The 18,139-nt window shown below is 71.7% G+C and carries 16 protein-coding genes; all 16 read right to left on the bottom strand.

Translation table 11 applies throughout. The annotated features are described in order from the left end of the window. Window positions 1–12: 12 nt before the first annotated feature. The 16 genes from OG417_RS13335 to OG417_RS13260 all read right to left on the bottom strand — a co-directional run bounded on the left by OG417_RS13335 (window position 13) and on the right by OG417_RS13260 (window position 18,019). Window positions 13–1,140: an L-talarate/galactarate dehydratase gene (locus tag OG417_RS13335; protein WP_329254975.1), complete on the bottom strand. Its 1,128-nt coding sequence runs from the start codon at window positions 1,138–1,140 to the stop codon at window positions 13–15. Continuing rightward, complete coding sequence (locus OG417_RS13330; RefSeq protein WP_329254972.1) at window positions 1,137–2,768, bottom strand: aldehyde dehydrogenase (NADP(+)); 1,632 nt, start codon at window positions 2,766–2,768, stop codon at window positions 1,137–1,139. The genes OG417_RS13335 and OG417_RS13330 overlap by 4 nt, the downstream gene beginning before the upstream one ends. A 1-nt stretch (window position 2,769) precedes the next feature. Beyond that, window positions 2,770–3,684, bottom strand: a complete 915-nt coding sequence (gene kdgD / locus OG417_RS13325; protein WP_329254970.1) for a 5-dehydro-4-deoxyglucarate dehydratase — start codon at window positions 3,682–3,684, stop codon at window positions 2,770–2,772. A 187-nt stretch (window positions 3,685–3,871) separates the two neighbouring features. Then, the gene (locus OG417_RS13320) at window positions 3,872–5,296 is read right to left on the bottom strand and encodes an MFS transporter (RefSeq protein WP_329254967.1); all 1,425 of its coding nucleotides are present in this window, start codon (window positions 5,294–5,296) and stop codon (window positions 3,872–3,874) included. A gap of 117 nt (window positions 5,297–5,413) precedes the next feature. Continuing rightward, complete coding sequence (locus OG417_RS13315; protein WP_329254965.1) at window positions 5,414–6,382, bottom strand: dipeptidase; 969 nt, start codon at window positions 6,380–6,382, stop codon at window positions 5,414–5,416. A gap of 38 nt (window positions 6,383–6,420) precedes the next feature. Further along, a complete protein-coding gene (locus OG417_RS13310) occupies window positions 6,421–7,122 on the bottom strand; it encodes a hypothetical protein (RefSeq protein ID WP_329254963.1) in 702 nt (233 codons plus the stop codon). Window positions 7,123–7,124: 2 nt separating this feature from the next. Then, window positions 7,125–8,807, bottom strand: a complete 1,683-nt coding sequence (locus OG417_RS13305; protein WP_329254960.1) for a hypothetical protein — start codon at window positions 8,805–8,807, stop codon at window positions 7,125–7,127. A 23-nt stretch (window positions 8,808–8,830) separates the two neighbouring features. Beyond that, on the bottom strand, window positions 8,831–9,565 hold the full coding sequence (locus OG417_RS13300; protein ID WP_329254957.1) for an IclR family transcriptional regulator: 735 nt from the start codon (window positions 9,563–9,565) through the stop codon (window positions 8,831–8,833). 155 nt (window positions 9,566–9,720) lie between these two features. Further along, on the bottom strand, window positions 9,721–10,116 hold the full coding sequence (locus OG417_RS13295; protein ID WP_329254953.1) for a RidA family protein: 396 nt from the start codon (window positions 10,114–10,116) through the stop codon (window positions 9,721–9,723). 10 nt (window positions 10,117–10,126) lie between these two features. Continuing rightward, window positions 10,127–11,158: an ABC transporter ATP-binding protein gene (locus OG417_RS13290; RefSeq protein WP_329254950.1), complete on the bottom strand. Its 1,032-nt coding sequence runs from the start codon at window positions 11,156–11,158 to the stop codon at window positions 10,127–10,129. Then, window positions 11,155–12,165: an ABC transporter ATP-binding protein gene (locus OG417_RS13285; protein ID WP_329254946.1), complete on the bottom strand. Its 1,011-nt coding sequence runs from the start codon at window positions 12,163–12,165 to the stop codon at window positions 11,155–11,157. Before OG417_RS13285 ends, OG417_RS13290 begins: the two co-directional genes overlap by 4 nt. A gap of 5 nt (window positions 12,166–12,170) precedes the next feature. After that, window positions 12,171–13,331 (bottom strand): M20 family metallopeptidase, encoded by a 1,161-nt coding sequence (locus tag OG417_RS13280; RefSeq protein WP_329254943.1) that lies wholly within the window; start codon window positions 13,329–13,331, stop codon window positions 12,171–12,173. Continuing rightward, complete coding sequence (locus OG417_RS13275) at window positions 13,328–14,581, bottom strand: threonine synthase (RefSeq protein WP_329254939.1); 1,254 nt, start codon at window positions 14,579–14,581, stop codon at window positions 13,328–13,330. The genes OG417_RS13280 and OG417_RS13275 overlap by 4 nt, the downstream gene beginning before the upstream one ends. Then, window positions 14,578–15,489, bottom strand: a complete 912-nt coding sequence (locus OG417_RS13270; protein WP_329254936.1) for an ABC transporter permease — start codon at window positions 15,487–15,489, stop codon at window positions 14,578–14,580. Before OG417_RS13270 ends, OG417_RS13275 begins: the two co-directional genes overlap by 4 nt. Continuing rightward, on the bottom strand, window positions 15,489–16,469 hold the full coding sequence (locus OG417_RS13265) for an ABC transporter permease (protein ID WP_329254931.1): 981 nt from the start codon (window positions 16,467–16,469) through the stop codon (window positions 15,489–15,491). Before OG417_RS13265 ends, OG417_RS13270 begins: the two co-directional genes overlap by 1 nt. Continuing rightward, a complete protein-coding gene (locus tag OG417_RS13260; RefSeq protein WP_329254928.1) occupies window positions 16,466–18,019 on the bottom strand; it encodes an ABC transporter substrate-binding protein in 1,554 nt (517 codons plus the stop codon). Before OG417_RS13260 ends, OG417_RS13265 begins: the two co-directional genes overlap by 4 nt. Window positions 18,020–18,139 lie beyond the last annotated feature (120 nt).

Below are 18,139 nucleotides of genomic sequence, written 5' to 3'. Positions count from 1 at the left end.
CCGGCCGGACGGTCAGGGCCGCTCGCCGAACTCCGCGGTTCCCACCGTCCAGGCACGCGCCTGCTCGGTCAGGGTGATGCCGAGGCCGGGCCGCTCGGAGACGTACATGCGACCGTCGCGCGTCTCCAGCCGCTCGTTGAACAAGGGCGCCAGCCAGTCGAAGTGCTCCACCCAGGGCTCGACCGGGTACGCGGCGGCGAGGTGCAGGTGGATCTCCATCGCGAAGTGCGGCGCGATCTCCAGCTGCCGGTGCTCCGCGTAGGCGGCGAGCTTGAGGAACTGCGTGATGCCCCCGATGCGGGGCGCGTCGGGCTGGACGATGTCGGCCGCGCCGGCGTCGATGAGCCGGACGTGCTCGGCGACGCTGGAGAGCATCTCGCCGGTGGCGATCGGGGTGTCGAGCGCGCGGGCCAGGTTCGCGTGGCCCTCCGCGTCGTAGGCGTCCAGCGGCTCCTCGATCCAGACCAGGCCGAACGGCTCGAACAGCCGGCCCATCCGCATCGCCGTCGCGCGGTCCCACTGCTGGTTCGCGTCGACCATGAGCGGGACGTCCGGGTCCAGCGCCTCGCGCACCGCGGTCACGCGCGCCAGGTCCTGGCGCCAGTCGGGCTGGCCGACCTTGAGCTTGACGCCGCCGATCCCCGCGGCCAGCGACCTCCCGGCGTTCTCGATGAGCTCGTCGACCGGGGTGTGCAGGAAGCCGCCGGAGGTGTTGTACGTGCGGACGGAGTCGCGATGCGCGCCCAGCAGCTTGGCGAGCGGGAGCCCCGCGCGTTTGGCCTTGAGGTCCCACAGCGCGACGTCGATCGCCGCGATGGCCTGGACGGCGAGTCCGGAGCGGCCGACGGAGGCGCCGGCCCAGGTGAGCTTGGTCCAGATCCTGCCGATGTCGGAGGGGTCCTCCCCGATCAGGACGGGCGCGATCTCCCGGGCATGGGCGAACTGGCCCGGGCCGCCGGCCCGCTTGGAGTAGGAGAACCCGATGCCCTCGTGGCCGGCCTCGCTGACGACCTCGGCGAAGAGGAAGACCACCTCGGTCATCGGCCGCTGCCGGCCGGTGAGCACCTTCGCGTCGCTGATCGGGCCGGCCAGCGGCAGCACGATGGAGGAGAGCTTCACGTGGGCGATCCGGTCGGTCATCGGTCGCCGCTCCGTTCCGTCCCGCCGGTGTCCGGTCTGCCGTCGCGCCACCGGACGATGCCGTCGGGGTTGTCGTCGCGCAGCTCGCGCGGAAGCAGGTTCGCGGGCACGTCCTGGTAGGCGACCGGCCGGAGGAAACGCTCGATGGCGCGGGCGCCGACGGACGTCGTCGCCGGCGCCGACGTGGCGGGGAACGGACCGCCGTGCACCATCGCGTGACCGACCTCGACGCCGGTCGGCCAGCCGTCCACGATGAGGCGTCCGGCGACCAGTTCGAGCCGGCCCAGGAGACGAGCGGCGAGGTCGTGGTCGCCGGGCGAGGCATGGACCGTCGCCGTGAGCTGCCCTTCGAGGCGTTCCACGATCTCCGCCAGCTGCCGCTCGTCGCGGACCCGGACGACGACGGCGGCCGGGCCGAAGACCTCCTCGTGCAGCCGCTCGTCGGCCAGGAACGCCTCGACGGTCGTGACGAACAGGTCCGGCTCACCCGGGCAGGCGAACGGCGCGGTGCCGGCGCCGCGTACGGTCTCCTCGACCGCGTCGTTGGATCGCAGCGCCGCCACGCCGTTCTCGTACGCGGCGGCGATCCCGGCGCTGAGCATCGGGGCGGGCGCGACGGCCCGGACCGCCTCACTCGCCGCCGCGACGAAGCGGTCGGCGTCCGGTCCGTCCAGGACGAAGACCAGTCCCGGCTTCGTGCACAGCTGGCCGGCGCTGCCGGTCATCGAGGCGGCGAACCCGGCGGCGAGCGCGGTCGCCCGCTCGGCGAGTGCTCCGGGCAGCAGGAAGACCGGGTTGACCGCCGACATCTCGGCATAGACCGGGATCGGCACCGGACGGCGCGCGGCCGCCTCGACCAGCGCCAGGCCACCGCGCCGGGACCCGGTGAAGCCGACCGCCCGGATGCGCGGGTGGGTGACCAGCGCGTGACCGAGCTCGTTGCTCGTGCCCTGGAGCAGGCTGAACGTGCCCGCGGGCAGATCGTGCTTGCGCACGGCGGCACGTACGGCGCGGCCGACGATCTCGGCGGTCCCGGGATGAGCGGGATGGCCCTTGACCACGACGGGCGCGCCGGCCGCGAGGGCCGACGCGGTGTCGCCGCCGGCGACGGAGAAGGCGAGCGGGAAGTTCGACGCGCCGAACACCGCGACCGGGCCGACCGGGACGGACCGCTGCCGGATGTCGGGGCGGGGCACGGGTTGCCGGCCGGGGTCGCCCGGGTCGATCCGTGCCTGCCTCCAGCCGCCGTCCCGTACGACGCCGGCGAACAGCCGGAGCTGGCCGGTGGTGCGGGCGGTCTCCCCGGCGACCCGGCCCGCGGGCAGTCCGGTCTCGGCCTGGACCCGTGCGGCCAGGGCCGGCGCGACGTTCTCGATCTCGGCCGCGATCGACTCCAGGAACGCCGCGCGTACCTCCGGAGCGGTGGAGCGGTAGGTGTCGAAGGCCCTCCAGGCCTGCTCGGCGGCCTCCTCGACCTCCGAGGTGCCGCACTCGCCGAACCCCGGCGCGAGCCGCGCGCCCGTCGCGGGGTCGACGGCGTGGAACGTGCCACCGGTCCCCATGACGTCCGCCGCGCCGACCAGAGACCGGCCGGTGATCGCCGTGTTCTCGGATACGGTCTCCGGCACGTCAGCTCACCTTCTTCACCAGGGTCGCGAGCTCGGCGAGCTCGGCGTCGTCGAGATCCGTCAGCGGCGGGCGGACCGGGCCGGCCGGGCGCCCGATCACCTTCATCCCGGCCTTGATGATGCTGACCGCGTACCCGGGCCGGCGGTTGCGCAGGTCGGTGTACGGGATCACGAACTCCGACAGCGCCGACATCACGGCCGCGTCGTCACGGCGGCGGACGGCGTCGTAGAAGCCGGCGGCGTACCGCGGCAGGAAGTTGAAGATGGCCGACGAGTACGTCGTCAGGCCCAGCGAGAGATAGGGAAGGGCGTACATCTCGGCGGTCGGCAGCCCGCCGATGTAGGTGAGGCGGTCGCCCAGCCGGGCGTAGATCCGCGCCATCTGCTCGATGTCGCCGACGCCGTCCTTGAAGCCGAACAGGTTCGGGCACTCCTCCGTGAGGCGGCCGACCGTCTCGTCGGTGAACCGCGCGTTGGCGCGGTTGTAGACGATCACGCCCAGACTCGTCGCGTCGCACACCGCCCGCACGTGAGCGCGCAGCCCCTCCTGCCCGGCCTCGGTGAGGTACGGCGGGAAGAGAAGGACGCCGTGCGCGCCCACGCGCTCGGCGGCCCGGGCCAGTTCGACGGCGGTGGCGGTGCCGTACCCCGCGGGGGCGATGACGGGCAGTCCTTCGGGGGCGGCGTCGACGGCCGCGGTGACGACCCTCTCGACCTCGGAAAGCGTGAGGGAGAAGAACTCGCCGGTGCCGCCCGGGGCGAAAAGGCCGGCGGCCGGGAACTCCGAGAGCCAGGCGACATGGTCCCGGTAGGCCGGCTCGTCGAAGGCACCGTCCCCGGTCAGGTGGGTGATCGGGAAGGACAGGAGGCCCGACCCGAGATGCCGGGCGACCTCCCCGGGAGTGAGGTTGGCCATGCCACGGTCTCCTTCTGGCGCGGGAGTGCGGGTGTACCGCGACTGTAGGAAGAGCCCGTGATTCACGTCCAACACCGCATTGGGATGGCTCGATACCTTGGCGACATGACACCCGGCGCGGACCGGGGCCCGGCACCGGCGCGGGTGCCGGGCCCCGGCGGGTCCGCTGCTCACGCTCGCCGCTCCGTCAGCCGGTGATCTCCTCCAGGGAGCGCCGGCGGGTGGAGACGCCCATCGTGACCACGGCGACCACCGCGACGGCGATGATCGCGCACAGCGTCAGGAACACGCCGGAGAACTTCAGCGACGTGTACGTGGCGCCCATGATGATCGGCGCGAGCGCGGCCCCGACCCGGCTGAACACCGCCGACGCGCCCACCCCCGTGGCGCGGATCGGCGTGGGATAGACCTCCGGCGTGTACGTGTACAGCGGCGCGTAGGCGCCGTTGAGGAAGAACGCCAGGGCGATGCCGAAGATCAGCACCTGCACGTTGCCGCCCGCGACGGCCAGGCCGACCGCCGACAGCGCGCCGGCCGCCAGGAAGATGACGATGCTCCACTTGCGGTCCAGCTTCTCCGACAGCGCCGCCGCCGGGTAGTACCCGAGGACCTGCGCGACCTCGATCACGATCGAGTAGCCGAAGCTCTCGCTGATGGTCAGGCCCTTGTCCACGAGCAGCGTCGGCAGGAACACCAGGAAGCCGTAGTAGGCGAAGCTGAAGCAGAACCACAGCACCCAGATCAGGATCGTCTGCCGGAGCATCTTCGGCCGCCACAGCGCCAGGAACTGCTGGAGCACGCTGCGCATGGACAGGTGCTCGTCCGGTTTGTACCGCACGTCGGCGTCCACCGGCGGCAGGTCGGCGCCGGTGACCCGGCAGACCTTGGCCTCCAGGTCGTCGATGATCGCCCGCGCCTCGTCGATGCGGCCCTTGGAGAGCAGGTAGCGCGGCGACTCGGGCAGGTTGCGCCGCCAGAGGACGGCCAGGATGATCGGCAGGCCCACGATGAGCTGCGCGACCCGCCAGCCCTGGTCCATCGTCTGGATGACGAAGTAGCCGATCAGCGCGGCGAGCACGAACCCGAAGCCGAAGAACCCGGCCAGCGACCCGACGAAATGGCCGCGCTGTTTCACCGGCGCGAATTCCGCCAGGTACGGAATGATGATGTTGACGTTGATTCCGATGGCCACGCCGGCGGCCACCCGCGTGACGATCAGGAAGACGCCGTCCGGAGAGACCGCGCCGACGATCATCGCCGCGCTGTAGAACGCCATGGAGTACAGCAGCAGATTTCTGCGGCCCGTGCGGTCACCGATGAAACTCACCGCGATCGCCCCGGCGAACGCGCCGATCAGCGAGGAGCTGCCGAGAAATCCCTGTTCGACTCCGGACAGCGAGAAAACGCCTGTGACGATCGGCAGCAGAAACGAGACGATTCCGTTGTCCAGTCCGTCGAACGTGGTGGTGAGGCCGCCCTTCAGCAGGATTCCGCGCTGCACCGAGGTGAACGGCAGGCGGTCCAGCCGTGCCGCCACCTCGGCGTACGCGGCGGCGACGCGCCCGTCATCGTGGGTGTCGGAGGACGATTGAGAGGAGGAGGATACAGCCATGACCATCGCCTTTCGGCACAACGCGTCACACGTGGCGACGCCGGGATCAGTCGAGGAGAACACTCGCTTTCTTCTGTACCGGGAACTTCGATTTCCGCGTTCACCCGTGCCGGGCGGTCAGCCCTTCAACACCTGCCGGTAGAAACGCATCCAGTTGCCGCCCATGATCTTGGCGGTCTCCTCGTCGCTGAATCCCGCACGGGTGGTGAGGCATTCGGCGAGCGCGGGAAAGTCGCGGGTGGAGGTCATGAATTCCACCGGCTTGGCCTTGCCGGGGTTTCCGGCCGATCCGGCTCCGTACTGCGTGGTGCGCGTCCAGCGGCCCTTTCGCATCCACTGGAGCTCTTTGTCGCCGCTCTTGCGGCTGAGGTCCGTGCCGATCCCGACGTGGTCGAGGCCGACGATGTCGACGGTGCGGCGCAGCATGTCGCACCACGCCTCGCGCGAGTCCGCCCACGGGCCGCTGATGTTGCGGTACGTCGCCAGGCCGATCACGCCCCCGTTCGCGGCCAGCGCGTGCAGCAGGTCGTCGCCCTTGTTGCGCGCGTGCTCATACAGCGAGCGGGCGTTGGCGTGGGTCACCGCGACCGGCACCTCCGACGCCTCGATCGCGTCGATGCCGGTGCGCTCGCCCACGTGCGACAGGTCCACGACCATGCCGACCCGGTTCATCTCCCGCACGACCTCCCGGCCGAAGCGGGTCAGCCCCGAGTCGTGCGGCTCGTAGCAGGAGCCGCCGATGGCGTTCTGGTTGTTGTAGGTGAGCTGCATGACCCGCAGGCCCATGTCGTGGAACAGCTCGACGTACCGGATGCGGTCCTCGATCGGCGAGGAGTTCTGCGTGCCGAGCAGGATGGCGGTGCGGCCGGACGCGTACGCCGCCTCGATGTCGTCGGCGGTGCGGGCGATCGTGATCAGGTCGGCGTTCTCCCGCGCCAGGTCACGCCAGCGGCCGATCTCGTCCATGGTCTCCCCGGCGTCCTCCCAGAACGCCAGGGTGTTGGTGACGCAGGCGAGGCCGCCGTCGCGCAGCTCCTGGAAAACCTGTCGGTCGTAGACGCTGCATTCCAGGCCGTCGATGTACATGGTGCGCTGTCCTTTTCCGTCTCGGGGTGTTCGCGCGCTCAGCGGGTGGCGGGCGTGGTGGCGTCGTCGGGGTCCTGTGCGTCCTCGCCGAGCTCGCCGACGATGCGGCCCTGCGCGTCGAAGACCGACCGGCCGGTGTGCCGCCGGGACACCGGCGAGTCGGGCGTGAGCGCGAGGTTGCCGAGGTGGAACAGCGCCCACCACAGCTCGGCGGGCACGTCCGTGCCGTCGCGCAGGATGCCCGCCGCCGACGGCAGCCCGTCGCGGGCGGAGGCGACGGGGCGGCAGGTGAAGCGGCCCGGACCGGCCGGGGTCAGCGCCAGGCCGTGGTCGGGCGCCACGTGCGGGAGGACGGCGAGCAGGCCGTCCCGCTCCGCTCCGGCGATCCGCACCGTACGCCGGTCGTCGCTCGCCAGGGCGGCGGCGAGGTCGATGACGTCGGGAACGGCGGCCAGCGCGTGCTTGCCGGCCACGTCGATCACCAGCTCGTCCCCCGCCTCCGCGTACGTCACGGGGCGGGCGGCCGTGGCGCCGATGGCCGGGGCGTCGGCGTGCAGCGCGCGGAGCCCCTCCAGCCCGGCGGCCTCGGCCGCGACGATCACGTCGACGATCGCCGGGATGGTGCCGACCGGGGCTCCGTGGTGCCACAGCACCCGGTAGGCGACCAGGCGGCATTCCCGCAGCGACACGTTGATCGGGTCCGGGCCGGTCCGCTCCGGCGGCGCGGTCGTCTCGGGCATGGTCATCGCTCCTCCGGACGGCGGGGGTAGATCCAGTCGGCGGCGCGCCCGGCCTCGAGGTCGGCCGCGACGGGTGCGCCGTGGAACAGCAGACCGAGCACGTTGCGGCCCAGGCCGTCCACGGTCTTGTCCAGCCCGTGGAACGCGGAGTTCATCAGCCGGACGACGTGCGCGGGGGTGAAGTCGCCGGCCAGCATGTTCATGTGCGGCGAGTGGTACCGCCGGCCGGCCAGGCCCTGCACGCGCTGCACGGTGGCGCGCTCGGCCGGGTGCGCCGCCAGGAATTCGCCGACCGTGCGGTCGGCCGGCTCGTCCCGCAGCGCGCGGGCCAGCCGCTGGATGTCGCCGGGCAGGTCGAGCGCCCACTCGAAGCCCTCGGGCACCTCCTCGACCGGCCCGCGCCGCGGCTCCTCCGCGTCGCGCGACTTGTACCAGCGGAACCGCCGCTGCGCCGGATCGGCCATCTCGAACCGGCGCGTCCACGCGTACTCGCGGTCGAGCAGGTCGCGCAGTTCGCCGACGCGCTGCGCCGGGCGGCGGGTCAGCGTCTCGTCCACCGGCTGGTACCGCAGCCACGCGTCGGTGGCCTCCGGGCGGAGTTCGAGCAGGATGGCGTTGCCCACCTCGACGGCGTCCGGGCCGACCTCGGCGGCGGCGTCCACCAGCTCGCCGAACGTCCCGGGCGGTTCGGCCCCGGCCATGGCCTTGGCGATGCGCCGCAGGCCGTCGGCGACCGTGGCCGCCGGGGTGAACGAGTGGTAGCGGAAGGGGTCCTCGTCGTAGAACGCGATGGCACGTTCCAGCAGCTCGACCGCGCGGTTCCACTCGGCGCCGCCGGGCACCGCGGGCCGGGCCCGCGCCTCGGCGACGGCCGCGAACCGGAGGGTCAGCCAGCGGTCCAGCAGCGCCGGGTGGTTGTTGGCGAAGAAGACCAGGCCGAGCGCCGAGCCGTTGCCCAGCCCGAGCAACCGCTTCAGATCCGGATCCAGCCGGGCTGCGCCGGGGTCCGCCAGCCGCGCCAGGTGCTCGGCCAGGTCGAAGGAGAACTCCCGCATGAGATACGCCGACAGCATCTGTGCCTGGTAGGGGCCGCGCAGCGGGTGGTCGTCCTCCAGCGCCAGGTACGAACGGGTGCCGAACGTGCCGTTGCCGTCCAGGCCGGTGTTCCGCATCAGGTACCCGACGCGCCACAGCTCGTCCACGTCCGGCTGGCGCCCGCTCGCCAGCCGCTCGATGACGTGGTCGAACAGCCGCAGGCTGCGGTTGGACCGGCACCAGACGAGCGTGCCCGGCGTGGCCCGGCCGGCGTACAGCTTGGGGAACTCGGCGCGGGTGGCGCGCATCTCCGCCTCGCCGGCCTCGCCCTCGACGAGCGAGCCCATCATGTCCCAGTCCGTACCGATGATCCGGCCGGTGCGGCCCTCCAGCTTGGGCTCGAACGAGAACACCATGAAGTCGAACGTCCGGCCGGGGGCGTGCACGCGGTACAGCGCGTCTCCCCTGGCCCGGTCGTCGATGTCGAACCGGACGATCTCGATGCGCCAGCGCTCCCGGCTCATCCGGTTGACCAGCGCGCGGCCGGCCGAGAGCCGGGTGGGCGGCAGCGTGGCGAGCCGCTCCGGGCGCATGAACGCCTCCGGGTCGGGGCCGAGCGTCGGATCGGTGTCGGGCGCGGCGGTCTGCATGTCCCTCCTGTACGGGTGGTGGGTTAGGAGTCCCAGGGGGCGGCCGCCCCCGGTTCGACGCTGGTGGTCAGGCGGGACAGCCTGACGGCGGCGGCCGCGAGCGGCTCGCGTGCGGTGAGCGGGTCGAAGACGGCCCTGGGCCCGACCGCGCAGAGCGCGACGTTGGGCCGCCCGGTACGGCCGGAGACCGGGAAGGCGATCGCGGCGAGCCCTCCGTCGGGGTCGGCCTCCGGAATGAGCGCGTACCCCTGTTCGCGGATCTCGGCCAGCTCCGCGTCGGTCGGCACGCCGACCTCCCGTGCGCGCAGGCCGGCGACGACGGCCGGGTCGGCGTACGCGAGCAGCACCCGTCCGGTGGCACCGAACCGCAGGTCCAGGCGCCGCCCCAGGGCCAGTGTCACGTGGGCGGCGGTGCCGGGCTCGGCCCGTTTGACCACGCGCGTCGCGTCGTCGTCGAGCACGGCCAGGCAGACGGACTGCCCCGTCTCCGCCGCGAGCCCGACCAGCATCGCCGAGACCCGCTCGCCGAACCCGGCGTGCTGCAACGCCGCGTGCCCGAGGTGCGCGGCCTTCACCGTGAGCTGGTACGCGCCGTCCGGCAGCCGCTCCATCCACCCGGCGGCGACCAGCGTGACGAGGTGCCGATGCACCTCCGACCGGGTGGCGCCCAGGGTCCGCGCGAGATCGGCGACCCGGACCGGCTCCTCCGACTCCCCCACGACGTCGAGGAGCCGCAGCAGCTTCAGGGCCGACGACATCGGCCGCGTGCTCGCGCTTGCAGAGTCCGTGCTATCTGTCCTATATTTCATGACAGCATCCTAGAATGTGTGACAGCCTGAAACTAAAAGAAAGCCAGGCCGGCCGTCAATAGGCCGACCTGGCGAATCGATGTGCCAGTGGTCGATGCGTCCCGCTATTCGCCGGGGCGACCGTCCGGCAGTGCCGCGACGACGTCGATCTCGACGAGGATGTTCGCGAGGTCGGAACCCACCGTCGTGCGCACCGGGTAGGGCTTCGGCATGAGCGACTCGTACGTGGCGTTGAAGCCCGCGAAGTCGCGGTGCAGATGCTGGAGGTGCACCGTGGCCTTGACGACGTCGGCCAAGGTCAGGCCCTGCGCGGCGAGGACCGCCTCGACGTTGCGGATGACCTGCGCGGTCTGTTCCTCGATCGTGTCGGCGACCGCCCCGGTGCGCGGGTCCTGCGGGCCGAACCCCGCGGTGTGGAGGAAACCGTTCGCGACGATGCCCTGGGAGTAGGCCCCGGCCGGGCGCGGGGCGTCTTCGGTCCGTACTTCCTGTCGTGTCATCGGTGCTCCTTCAACTCGTCGTCGTGTTCAGCAGGTCCGCCGCCGCGCGGACCGGGTAGAGACATGCCACCGAATGTCCCGGCACGTCGTGGTCGACGAGCGGCGGACGGGTCCGGGCGCATTCGTCGCGGGCGATCGGGCAGCGTGTGCGGAAGACGCACCCGGACGGAGGGTCGGCGGGCGAGGGCGCCTCACCGTGCAGCACGATGCGGCGCCGCGTCCGCTCGGCCTTCGGGTCGGCGATCGGCGCCGCCGACAGCAGGGAGTGCGAATACGGGTGCCGCGAGCTGGTGAACAGCTCCTCGGTGCCGGCCAGCTCGACGATGCGGCCGAGGTTCATCACCGCCACCCGGTCGGCCATCTGCCGCATCATCGAAAGATCGTGGGAGACGTACACGTACGTCAGGCCACGCTCGCGCTGGAGCCGCCTCAGCAGGTTGGTGATCTGTGCCTGGATGGACACGTCCAGGGCACTCGTCGGCTCGTCGCAGATCACCAGTTTCGGTTCGAGCGCCAGCGCGCGGGCGATGCCGATCCGCTGCCGCTGTCCCCCGGAGAACTCGTGCGGGTACCGGTCCTGGACCGAGGCGTCCAGGCCGACGTCGCCCAGGAGTTCCTCGACGCGTTCGCGGGCGACGGCGCGGCCACGCCGGCCCCGGGGCACCTTGTGATGGGTGATCAGGGGTTCGGCGATGATCTCTCCGACGCGCATGCGCGGGTTCAGGCTGGCGTAGGGGTCCTGGAGGACCACCTGGAGGTCCTGCCGCACCGACAGCATCTCGCGCTGCGACAGCTTCAGCAGGTCACGTCCGCCGAACCGGATCTCGCCGGCGGTCGCGTCGATGAGACGCAGGATCAGCCGGGCGAGCGTCGTCTTGCCACACCCGGACTCCCCGACCAGGCCGAGCGTCTCACCCGGGTGAACGTCCAGCGAGACGTCGTCGACGGCGAGGACCGTCGATCCGGGGTGTCCCATGCCGCGTCCCGCGAACTCCTTGCGAACGCCCCGCAACGACAGCAGCGGCTCCTCCTGCGCGCTCATGCTCCGCTCACCCGCCTTCCTTCGCTCGTTCCCGGGAGGTCATCGTCGGTCAGGACGCAGGCCGCGGCGTGCCCCGGCGCCTTCTCCTCCAGGACGGGTACAGTGCTCGCGCACTCCGGCCGGGCGAACTCGCAGCGCGGGTGGAACGCGCATCCGGGCGGCAGGTCCAGCAGGTTCGGCGGCGCGCCGCGGATCGGGTCGAGGACCGCGCCGCCGGGGACGTCCGGCCGGGGCATCGACTCGAGCAGCGCCCGTGTGTAGGGCATCCTCGGGCGCTCGAACAGGTCGTCGGCGCCGGCCGCCTCCACGGGCCGCCCGGCGTACATGACCAGGACCTGGTCGGCGACCTGCGCGACGACCCCCAGGTCGTGGGTGATCAGCACGATCGCCATCCCGAACCGCTCCTGCAGATCGGCCATCAGCTCCATGATCTGCGCCTGCACGGTGACGTCGAGCGCGGTCGTGGGCTCGTCGGCGATGAGGAGCTTCGGGCGGCAGGCGAGCGCCATCGCGATCATGACGCGCTGCCGCATGCCGCCGGAGAGCTGGTGCGGGTACTGGCCCGCGCGCGCCTCCGGGTGGGCGATGCCGACCTCGCGGAGCGCCTCGACCGCGCGGGCGCGCGCCTCGCCGCGCGGCAGCGACCGGTGCCGGCGCAGCGACTCGACGATCTGCGCGCCGACGGTCTTGACCGGGTTGAGGCTGGTCATCGGGTCCTGGAAGATCATCGCTATCTCGTTGCCGCGGACCTGGCGCATCTCGCGCTCCGGCAGGGTCAGCAGGTCGCGGCCACCGGCGATGATCTGACCGCCCGTGTACACGCACGGCGGCGTGGGGTGCAGCCGCAGGATCGAGAGCGCGGTGGCGGTCTTGCCGCTACCGGACTCCCCCACGACCGCGAGCGTCTGCCCGGGCTCGACCGAGAACGACAGGCCGTTGACGGCGCGGACCGTCCCGGTGTCCAGGCGGAACTCCGCATGCAGGTCATTGACCTCGAGTACCGGCACGGCGTTCACCCTTCCCGTGTACGGGCCAGCAGGCGGCGGGCGATTCCCTCGTAGACGTCGACGGCGTCCACGAGCTCGTCGAGCGGCACGGACTCATCCGGCCGGTGTGCGTGCGCCAGGCTTCCCGGGCCACAGATCACCGTCGGGATGCCGGCGCCGACGAGCTTGCTCATGTCGCAGCCGGCGTTGAAGCCGGTCGCCCGGTCGGCGGGCCGTCCCGCGTCGCCGAGCGCGGCGAGCGCGGCGGCCACCACGGGCTCGCCGGCCGCGGTCTCGGACGGGACGGTCGCCACGACGACCTCCGGCTCGGCCACGTCCATCCCCGGCCTGGCGGCCCGCAGGTCGTCCAGCATCGCCGCGAGCCGCCGGTCACAGTCCTCGTGCGTCTCACCGGGGACGAGCCGCCGGTCGACGATGAGCGTCGCCTCGTCCGGGACGGTGTTCTGCAGGGCGCCGCCGGACAGGACGGTCACGGTCATGGTGGCCGGGCCGAGCGCCTCGTGCGGAAAGGCGGTGAGCCGCGTGGTCTCCTCCTCGCAGGCGGTCACGAACGCCGCCGCGTCGGCGACGGCGTTCCGGCCGAGCCACGGCGAGGCGCTGTGCGCGGCCCGGCCGCGGAACCGCAGGCGCTTCATGTACGTGCCCTTGTGCGCCCGCGCGATCGTCAGGCCGGTCGGCTCGCCGACCACGGCCGCGTCCGCCCGTAGCCCCTGGGCCACCAGGTGCGCGCTGCCGAGCCCGCCGGCCTCCTCGCCCATGACGGCGGTGAGCAGGATCTCGCCGGTCAGCCCGGACGGCCGGGCGGCGAGCCGTTCCATGGCGCAGAGCATGGCGACGAGGCTGCCCTTCGCGTCGCAGGTGCCCCGTCCGACCATGTGCCCGTCCCGGACGACCGGCTCGTACGGCGGCGTCGCCCAGTCCTGCGACGACGGGTCGACCACGTCCAGGTGGCTGTTGAACACCAGGCGCGGCCCGTCGCCGAAGCGGAGGCGGGCGAGGACGTTGTCCGCGACCGGGGTGACGTGCTGGCGGGTCACCGAGGCGCCGAAGCCGGCCGCCCAGTCGGCCACCCAGTCGGCGACCCGGGTCACGTCGCCCGGCGGGGTGGGGCTGGGCAGCGCGACGCACGCCGCCAGGCGCTCGATCACCGCCGCGCCGGCGCTCATCCGCCGCTCCTCACCGGGGCGCCGAACAGGGCGAGTAGCTCGTCCGGGTCGGCGCGGACGTCGCCGGCGGGCGGCGGCGCCGCGCGCTCCAGCGCGTCGGGCTGCTTCTGTCCCGAGCCGGTGACCACCGCGACGACCACGTCGTCCTCCGCCACCCAGCCCCGGGCGCGGGCCCGGAGCAGCGCGGCGACCGACGCCGCCGCCGACGGCTCGGCCGTCACGCCCTCGGCGCCGAGCAGCCGCATCGCCTCGAACAGTTCGCCGTCGTCGACCGCGATCGCCCGGCCGCCGGACTCGTAGATGGCGCGCAGGACGCGCGCCCCGCCCTGGATCGGTGCGTCGCCGGCGATGCTCTGCGCGACGGTCCGCGTCGCGTCGCCGTGCGCACCGGCGATGGGCCGCCCCTCGGCGAAGGCCCGCACGATCGGGGCCGAGGCGGAGGGCTGGACGCCGATCATGCGCGGCAGCCGGTCGATGACGCCCATGCGCCGCAGCTCGCGGAAGCCCTTCCACGCACCCCACAGGCCACCACCCGTGCCGACCGGGTGCACCATCACGTCCGGGGCCCGCCAGCCGAGCGCCTCGCAGATCTCGTAGGCGTACGTCTTCATCCCCTCGTGCCGGACCGGGTTGATGAAGTTGACGAACGAGTAGAAGCCCGCGTCGGCGAGCGCGCTGACACCGGCGAAGATCTCCAGGCTGGAGCGGTAGTGGAGCCGCAGTACCCGGGCGCCGTACAGGCTGATCGCCGCCACCTTCGTCGGGTTGGCGACGTCCTCGACGAGGACCGTGGCGTCGATCCCGGCGCGGGCCGCGTAGGTCGCGAAGGACGCGCCCGCATTGCCCGAACTGTAGGTGAACGCCTCCCCGACCCCGATGGAGCGGGCGAAGCCGACCGCGACGGCGAATCCGCGGTCCTTGAAGCTGCCGGTCGGCATCAACGTGTCGTTCTTGACGCGCAGCTTCGGGATCCCGAGGCGGTCGCCGAGCACCCGGGTGGTCAGCAGGGGGGTGTCCCCCTCGCCCAGGTACAGCGGCTCCGTGCCGTCGGCCACCGGGAGCAGGTCCGCCCAGCGCCACAGGCCGATGTCGCGGCGGCCGGCCGCGCGGGTGAGAATCTCGCGCGAGGCGCGCGTCAGGTCGTATTCGATCTCCAGCAGTCCACCGCACGCGGTGCACAGCAGAGCCGGAGTGTCCAGCGGCGTACGCGCATGGCAGTCGTCGCAGACATAGTGGGACGCGAGGTTCATTTCGTGTACGCCTTCGGGTCGGCGACGTCCCGGAGCATGTCGCCGGTTACGTTGATCGAGAGTGTCGTGAGCATGATCGCCGCTCCGCTGAAGACCGCGATCCACCAGGCGCTGCGCAGGTAGAGCTGCCCCTCGGACAGCATGCCGCCCCAGGTCGGGATGCTGGGTGGCACGCCGAGCCCGAGGTAGCCCAGCGACGCCTCCGCGATGATCATCGCGGCGACCTGCAGGGTACCGATGGTGACCAGCGGAGCGACGATGTTCGGCAGAAGATGACGGGTCATGATCTGCCGGTCGTTGTCGCCGATCGCCCGGGCCGCCACCACGAACTCCCGAGATCGCAGCGACAGCACCTCGGCGCGGACGACGCGAGCGTAAGAGACCCAGCCGGTCAGGCCGAGGACGAGGATGACGAACCAGAGGCTCGGGCCGAGCACGGCGATGATCGCCAGCGCGAGCAGGATCGTGGGGAAGGCGAGCTGGATGTCGGCGAGCCGCATGAACACCTGGTCACGCCATCCGCGGTAGTAGCCGCTGATGAGTCCGATCGCGGTGCCGACGACACCGGACAGCAGCGTCGAGGCGACGCCGACCAGCAGCGAGATCCGGGTGCCGTACACGACCCGGCTCAGCACGTCGCGGCCGAGCATGTCGGTGCCGAGCGGATATCCGGGCTCGTGCCCGGCCGACCAGAAGGGCGGACGGAGCTTGAGCGTGAGGTTCTGGGCGTTCGGGTCGTGCGGCGCGATCAGCGGCGCGAACACCCCGACGACCACGACCAGGACGAGGACGCCGATCCCCACCTTGGCGGCGTGGTTGCGGCGCAGCGCACGCCGGACGGCGTGCCGCATCGTGTTCGGGGCGGGCCGCGCCGGGGCGGAGGCCCGCCCGGCCGTCGCAGTGGTCATCAGCTCAGCCTCACTCGGGGGTCGAGGGCGGCATAGGACAGGTCGACCAGCAGGTTCACGACCACGAACACCGTGGCCAAAAAGAGCACGGTCGCCTGCATCAGGGGGTAGTCGCGGTAGGTGACGGCCTCGACGGTCAGCCGTCCGACGCCGGGCCAGGCGAAGACCTGCTCGGTGAGAATCGCTCCGCCGAGGAGGTTGCCGATCTCCAGGCCGGCGACCGTGACCACGGGGAGGGAGGCGTTCCGCAGCCCGTGCGCGGTCACGATCCGCCATCCGGTCAGGCCCTTGGCGCGTGCCGTACGGATGTAGTCCTCGCCCAGCACGTCCACCAGCGACGACCGCAACAGCCGGGCGATCATCGCGATCGAGTACAGCCCGAGGGTGATGGCCGGGAGCACGAGGTTCTCGATTCCCCCCATCCCCGACGCGGGCAGCACCTGGAGGTTCACCGCGAAGACCAGGATCAGCAGGATCCCGACGAAGAACGCCGGCGTCGACTGGCCGACGAGGACGGCCGCCATCACCGTGGAGTCCGTCGCGGTGCCGCGCCGCAGGGCGGACACGATGCCGGCCGGGATCGCCACCAGGAGCACCACCACCAGCGCGCCCGCCGCGAGGGTGACGGTGGCGGGCAGCCGCTCGGCGATCACGTCGAACGCCGGACGGTGGAAGAACAGCGACTGGCCCAGATCCAGGTGCAGCAGGCCGGTCATGTAGGAGACGTACTGGCCGAGCAACGGCCGGTCGAGGCCCAGCTGGGCGCGCAGCGCCGCCTCCTGCGCCGCCGTGGCGTCGGGCGGGAGCATCTGGCGTACGGGGTCACCGGAGATCCGGACGAGGAAGAACGACACGGTCGCGACGCAGAACAGCACGAGCACCGCATGGCCGACCCGCCGGCCGATGAAGGACCACAGCGCGCGGTCCCCGATCCGGGGCAGCGTCAGCGCACCGGATCGGGCCGTCAGGTCACCGCTCATGTCAGCTTCGCGCTCGCCATGGCGAGTGTCCCGTTCGAGTTCGTCTTCCACTGGACCCGGTCGTTGACCGCGAACAGGCTCTTGGCCTGGTAGAGGAACAGGAAGGGCGCCTCGTCCACCAGCAGCTGCTGGAGCTTGGTGAAGGCCTTCTTACGGGTCGCGGAGTCGACCGAGCCCTCTTCGGTGTCGATGAGCTTGTCCGCCTGTGAACTGTTCCAGCGGCTCTGCCGGCGGTCGTGCCGGATGAACGACTGCAGGTTGCTCTCGGCGTCCATCGTCCATCCGGTGTTGCCGGTGAAGTACATCGGGCCGAGGGCCTGCTTGTTCGAGGAGACCAGCCGCTGCTTGAAGCTCGCGGCGTCCATGATCGACACGGTCGCCTTCACGCCGATCTTGGCGAGCTGGCCCGAGATGGCCTGCGCCATGTCCTTGTCGACCGCGGAGGCCGTCAGCTTGGTCGTGAAGCCGTTCGGGTAGCCGGCCTGCGCGAGGAGGGTCTTGGCCTTGGCCAGGTCGTACGGGAACGCCTGGATCGAGGGGTCGTAGCCGAACGACTGGTGCGGGATCAGCGTGGGGGTCTGCTGCCCGGCGCCGTTCAGCACGGACTTGATGAGCGTGGGCACGTCGAGCGCCATGTTGAGCGCCTGGCGGACCTCCTTCTTGCCCAGCGGACCGCCGCTCAGGGTGTCGATGGACACGAAGAACGTGCGGATTCCGGGCGAGGTCACCACCTTCAGGTCTGGACCGTTCCCGAGCTGCTGCGCCGCGTCCGGGCTGAGCTGGGAGACGATGTCCACGTCACCGGACTGCAACGAGGCCAGCGACGCGGCGGCGTCCGGCATCACCTTGAAGGTGACCTGTTCCACCGCCGGCTTGCCGCCCCAGTACTTCGGGTTGGCCTTCAGCACGATCTGGTTGTCGCGCTGCCAGGACTGGAAGACGTACGGCCCGGTGCCCACGGGGTTGGCCGCGAAGGCGGCGTCGCCCTTCTCCTTGATGTACTTCGGCGGCACGATGACGCCGCCGAACAGCGACACCTTCTGCGGCAGGATCGGGTCCGGCTGGCTGGTGATCACGTCGACCGTCTTCTCGTCGACGACCTTGGCCTTGGTGACGAACCGCAGCTCGACGATCGGGGACTTCGTCGCCGGGTCGACCAGGCGCTGGATGCTGTAGGCCACCGCGGCGGCGTCGCACGGCTCGCCGTTGTGGAAGGTCACCCCGCTGCGCAGGTGGAAGCGCCAGGTCGTCGGCGACACCGACTCCCAGCGCTCGGCGATGCCCCCGACCAGACGGTCGTTCACGTCGCGCACGGTCAGCGTGTCGAAGATGTTGATCAGGACGTTCATCGAGGGCAGATCGCCCTGCTTCTGCGGGTCCAGCGTGGTCGCGTCGGCCGGCTGGGACACGCGCAGGACGTTGCCCGCCTTGCCCGCGGGGTTGCCGCCGGCCTTGCACGCCGTCAGCAGGCCCGGCATGGATATCCCGGCGACCGCCAGCCCGCCGAATCTCAGCAGATCACGGCGGCCCATCGTGGTGCGTTCGGTCACGTCTCGCTGCCTTCCTCGTAACTCCCGCAGCGCCGCGCCCAGGGGACAGGGGTGACGAATAGGGGGGCGAACAGTCTTTTGCGTTTCGCATTGTGAAACGCCGTGTCGTATGGTTGAATA

The organism is Actinoallomurus sp. NBC_01490 (genome assembly GCF_036227085.1).
In the GTDB taxonomy this organism is placed as follows: domain Bacteria; phylum Actinomycetota; class Actinomycetes; order Streptosporangiales; family Streptosporangiaceae; genus Actinoallomurus; species Actinoallomurus oryzae.
The sequence above is the reverse complement of the archived record's forward strand: the minus strand, read 5'-3'. Positions and strand labels throughout refer to the sequence as shown.

What these genes read in the sequence shown, in the direction of transcription:
- OG417_RS13265 (WP_329254931.1), bottom strand. Translation starts at nt 16,469, where the DNA reads ATGAGCGGTGACCTGACGGCCCGATCCGGTGCGCTGACGCTGCCCCGG.
- OG417_RS13315 (WP_329254965.1), bottom strand. Translation starts at nt 6,382, where the DNA reads ATGTACATCGACGGCCTGGAATGCAGCGTCTACGACCGACAGGTTTTC.
- OG417_RS13310 (WP_329254963.1), bottom strand. Translation starts at nt 7,122, where the DNA reads ATGCCCGAGACGACCGCGCCGCCGGAGCGGACCGGCCCGGACCCGATC.
- OG417_RS13270 (WP_329254936.1), bottom strand. Translation starts at nt 15,489, where the DNA reads ATGACCACTGCGACGGCCGGGCGGGCCTCCGCCCCGGCGCGGCCCGCC.
- OG417_RS13300 (WP_329254957.1), bottom strand. Translation starts at nt 9,565, where the DNA reads ATGTCGTCGGCCCTGAAGCTGCTGCGGCTCCTCGACGTCGTGGGGGAG.
- OG417_RS13290 (WP_329254950.1), bottom strand. Translation starts at nt 11,158, where the DNA reads ATGAGCGCGCAGGAGGAGCCGCTGCTGTCGTTGCGGGGCGTTCGCAAG.
- OG417_RS13275 (WP_329254939.1), bottom strand. Translation starts at nt 14,581, where the DNA reads ATGAACCTCGCGTCCCACTATGTCTGCGACGACTGCCATGCGCGTACG.
- OG417_RS13280 (WP_329254943.1), bottom strand. Translation starts at nt 13,331, where the DNA reads ATGAGCGCCGGCGCGGCGGTGATCGAGCGCCTGGCGGCGTGCGTCGCG.
- OG417_RS13295 (WP_329254953.1), bottom strand. Translation starts at nt 10,116, where the DNA reads ATGACACGACAGGAAGTACGGACCGAAGACGCCCCGCGCCCGGCCGGG.
- OG417_RS13305 (WP_329254960.1), bottom strand. Translation starts at nt 8,807, where the DNA reads ATGCAGACCGCCGCGCCCGACACCGATCCGACGCTCGGCCCCGACCCG.
- kdgD (WP_329254970.1), bottom strand. Translation starts at nt 3,684, where the DNA reads ATGGCCAACCTCACTCCCGGGGAGGTCGCCCGGCATCTCGGGTCGGGC.
- OG417_RS13335 (WP_329254975.1), bottom strand. Translation starts at nt 1,140, where the DNA reads ATGACCGACCGGATCGCCCACGTGAAGCTCTCCTCCATCGTGCTGCCG.
- OG417_RS13320 (WP_329254967.1), bottom strand. Translation starts at nt 5,296, where the DNA reads ATGGCTGTATCCTCCTCCTCTCAATCGTCCTCCGACACCCACGATGAC.